Below are 3725 nucleotides of genomic sequence, written 5' to 3'. Positions count from 1 at the left end.
ATTATCGAGCGTTCAGAGAAGGCGAGTCTAACTTTTATGATACCTACCGCAGGATGTTGGACAGGCCGCATGTGTTTGGGACGACGGAGCATGAAAGGCTGGACCGCTATTTCGATGAAGTCGAAAATTTGCGCAAGTTTGTGAGGAATGCGGAGACCGACAACACACCGTCGATCGAACAAGCAAAAAGTCAAGTGCACCGTGAAGAGAATAGTCAACGTTCGTCGGATTAACAGTTAGCCAACCCGGTTTCTAGTATCTACTATTGCTCATAGCCCACCGCTCGATCCAGGTAATTCCCGAACTTATAGGACAACAATGCCTTTGCTTACTGAAGGTCGCGTCCGTGAACGCGCACGCATGAGCACAAAGGCTGCCCGCCTGTCGTCACGGGAGTTGCTGGCGCGCCAAGCTCGGACAAGCCAGCGACAGTACGACATTTTTCTCTCGCAAGCTATAAAAGACGAAGAACTTGTCCTTGGCGTATACACCATCCTAACCGAAGATATCGGTTTGACCGTGTTCTGCGATTGGGTCGAGAGCTCAGTCTCCGATCATGGTAACACGACGCCCGCTGACGCGGAATACATCAAGGGCAAGATGCTCGCATCGAGGGGACTAATGTTCATCGATTCAGAGCATGCCGACACGTCGAGCTGGATGAGTTGGGAAATTGGGTGGTTTCACGGCGCCAAGCGCCGCGTTTGTGTTCTTCCGATCGTTCGCAGCGAGAACGACCAGTACCGTGGGCGTGAATTCTTAGGCCTTTACCCGATGGCCGAGGAGGATGATCGATTCTACCTGCGCGTGCGTGCTCGTTTAGACGATATCGTCGCTAGATACTCAGCGCCAAAGCCGCTTGCTTTAGCAACTTGGATGCCTTTTCAGGTTTGGGCAACGATGGAGACGCTTCCGGATTACTTCTTGAGTTAGGCCTAGCGGCGGAGCCAGGCCGAAAGCTCGGTGGCCGTGAAGGTTCTCTGGTCCAGTACCATCCAGATCTCCTTCTCGTAATTTTGATGCTTGCCCCAAACGATGCGATGATAGAGGCCGAGATACTCCCAGTCCGCCCAAGACATGTCGTATGCTGTGTCGGAGGATGGAAAGAGCGCAATATTTGGAAGATCCTTGTAGCCGTCGGCAACGCCGAGCTCCCATGGCACCCACCGGCTTTCCTTACTGTTCTTACTGGTCAGAAGCACAAACTTGCGGGACTGCCTTATCCTCGACTTCAATAGGTTGGCGGTGTCCGTGTTGGTGTAGGGCGGCATTTCAGGGTCTACCTCGTCGATATAGACCTGAGCACCATGATTTTCGAGAACGATAATCGCCCCCACGACAAGGTCCTTGTCTTTGCTGGAATGGGACAGGAAGGTCGCGCCTTGTGGTGATCGAGAGCGGCCAGCCATGCGCATTCGCGCCTGCTCCGCCTCAGACCGCTTCGCGGCATAACTGCGAAGTTCATCAGATGTGATAAATTCAACCAAGCGCGAAGCCCACCCTTGCTATGTGACCTTCGCGAGCCGGTCTAGAATTGCGCGAACCGTAGCAATAAGCTGCCTTTCTGTCGCCGACGGATTCAATAGCGCAGTGATTTCATCATCCTTTGGCCGAGTGGCCTTCGGGCCGTCTGAAGGTGCGATTGATCCACTCAATTGCTTGGCGATCTGTTCCGCGGCACCACCAAACGCACCGATGGGCAAAATAAAGGACCCCACTCCTTGTGCCAACGCGAACTCTTCCATCACGCCGTCGRCAATAACTGCGGTCCCTTTGTCAGCCTTTAGTCCACCGAGGAAGACTGTAATGCCTGCTAGGCGGGCCATCTCGCTCCGGAGGGCCGTCCATTTGGCGCGGTCCGCCGCCCGGCCCGGGAGCGYCTGCGGGAACGGTCGGGCAATGAGTCGACGGTCGATATCCCAGCCGCCACCCTCTCGCAGAGCGTCCATGAATCCGGAGACGACCGCTGGTCCGATCAGCAAACCGGTTCCCGTGACGAGATCTCGATGTGTAGCGCCGATCAGACGGCCAATCTCTTCTGCCACTGCGTAAATCTGCGGCGTGCGTGCATCGCCGCCTTCAAGTGGCCAGCTCCCGCTCACCCAAACTCGTTTTGCCGCGACGCGTCTTTCAACCTCGCGCAGCAGTTCGGGAACTTCGTCGTAGTCATCAACCTCCACCGCCACAAGGCCATATCGGCTTAGGTCCTTTGCCCAAAGCTTGTGTTGGGCGAGACGGGCCTTGAACTCGTTGTCATTTATGAAATCTTCCGGTTTCGGCGGCTTGAGGATCGCAAAATGCTCCGGTGGTGCGTCAGTGAAACTCTCCCTGATCAGCGACAGGACATGGCGAACATTGGGATCGGTTAGGCTCAGGCCCACGAAAAGCATGGACATGCTGCTCAGATGGGCTTGCAAGAGCGGAAGGAACGCTCCCCGCTTGGTGCGAAAAAGCTCATAGTCGTCCGTGGAGATGACAATATCATCCAGTCTGTCGACGGAACCATGCATCTTATAAAGTCGGGTTGCGCCCGGCGTCACCTTGAGCGCGAGGTCCTTCGCGCCGGCGACTGGATCCAATGGCCGGCTGATCTCCGCAAAGGCCCGCTCGACAAGCCGATCATAGTTCGTGGTCCAGATATGGCGAACGGGAAGGCGGGCAAGCGTTTTTACGGTTTCGGGGAGCGGCCGATCGTGGCCGATTTCCCGCTTGATTACATTGCGCACGCCGGTTGCGTTTCCGGTCTCTCGGATGTGCCATTGCGCAAGGGCGGCGAGGTCTTGGATGTCCCGGGAGTTTACCCCAATCTCCTCGCCGATTTCCGTCAGCAACTTGGACCAGGAGGGATAGCCTGCGGCCATTGATACGCCAGCACCTACAAAAACGACCCCGGTGCCTTCGTGCAACGACGATGGAAACTCGCGAAGAAAACGGGTGCGACCGTTGCCTGCCATCGGCTATCGCCGCGCGGCATTAGCTGCCGTCTCAATCCAAGAGCTGATGTTGGCATAGCCGTTATCCGTCACCCAATCATACTGGCTGTACAGCCTATTCAAAGGCGTCTGATTGACATTGAAATAGGAAAGCGGATTCAGCCCCTGCACGTCTATGCCATTCTGGGGATGCTTGATATTATGGATGTCTATCGCCAGAAGTCCTTTTCCCAGCTCATAGCTCCGCTTGATTTCGTGCCGAACCCAGGGGCGGTGATAGGTTTCTGCCCCGTAGAGAACGACCGTGACAGATGTTCCCGCGAGTTGATCTTCAATCCACTTCTCGATACCGCCTGCGCGTTGCTTAATCTTCTCGAACTCAGCCTTATCGAAGAAGGGCGAGGCTTCGCCTTCAGGACGTACAATCCATGAATTCCTCACCTGCATCACACGGTGAACGTCACGGTCGTAGTGAAAGCTAAAAAACACCTTCCGAGCCAATATATCCTCCCCAATACTGGGCCGAGTGTGACCGCCCGCTATTCTTAGCATTATTGCCGAATGCTTATCATTAGAAATCAAGTTAAATTGCCTATATCCACAACCAGCGCGCAAGACGCTTGCACACGCTCAGCGAAGCTTGAAAGGCGGCCCCGTCTCCGCCAAAACGAATGGCCTGAGCGAGGGGAAGGGGAGTCTCACTGTCATCCAGCCTTTGGCATTGACAATGACTTGCGGATCTATTCTTCCGGTTGCCGACAAGGAGAGTTTGCAATGGTGACACGATTGTCG

Annotated in this window: 5 protein-coding genes; 2 read left to right on the top strand and 3 right to left on the bottom strand. The window is 55.1% G+C overall.

From position 1 onward, the window contains the following. On the top strand, positions 1-233 hold a 233-nt coding region (locus AC1D17_RS28080), incomplete at its 5' end, for a hypothetical protein (RefSeq protein ID WP_477568507.1). An 85-nt stretch (positions 234-318) separates the two neighbouring features. After that, positions 319-933 (top strand): hypothetical protein, encoded by a 615-nt coding sequence (locus AC1D17_RS28075; RefSeq protein WP_477568506.1) that lies wholly within the window; start codon positions 319-321, stop codon positions 931-933. Positions 934-935: 2 nt separating this feature from the next. Here AC1D17_RS28075 and AC1D17_RS28070 read toward each other — a convergent pair whose 3' ends face one another. From AC1D17_RS28070 to AC1D17_RS28060, 3 genes are read right to left on the bottom strand one after another with little or no spacing between them, the layout of a single operon-like run. Next, positions 936-1487, bottom strand: a complete 552-nt coding sequence (locus AC1D17_RS28070) for a toll/interleukin-1 receptor domain-containing protein (protein ID WP_477568505.1) — start codon at positions 1485-1487, stop codon at positions 936-938. Positions 1488-1505: 18 nt separating this feature from the next. Beyond that, the gene (locus AC1D17_RS28065; RefSeq protein WP_477568504.1) at positions 1506-2954 is read right to left on the bottom strand and encodes an SIR2 family protein; all 1449 of its coding nucleotides are present in this window, start codon (positions 2952-2954) and stop codon (positions 1506-1508) included. A gap of 3 nt (positions 2955-2957) precedes the next feature. Next, complete coding sequence (locus AC1D17_RS28060; RefSeq protein WP_477568503.1) at positions 2958-3434, bottom strand: TIR domain-containing protein; 477 nt, start codon at positions 3432-3434, stop codon at positions 2958-2960. Positions 3435-3725 lie beyond the last annotated feature (291 nt).

The organism is Pararhizobium sp. P1_E7, assembly GCF_056405855.1.
This window is presented reverse-complemented; position numbering and strand designations above follow the sequence as displayed.

Coding starts and splice junctions, on each gene's coding strand:
- AC1D17_RS28075 (WP_477568506.1), top strand. CDS start 319: ATGCCTTTGCTTACTGAAGGTCGCGTCCGTGAACGCGCACGCATGAGC.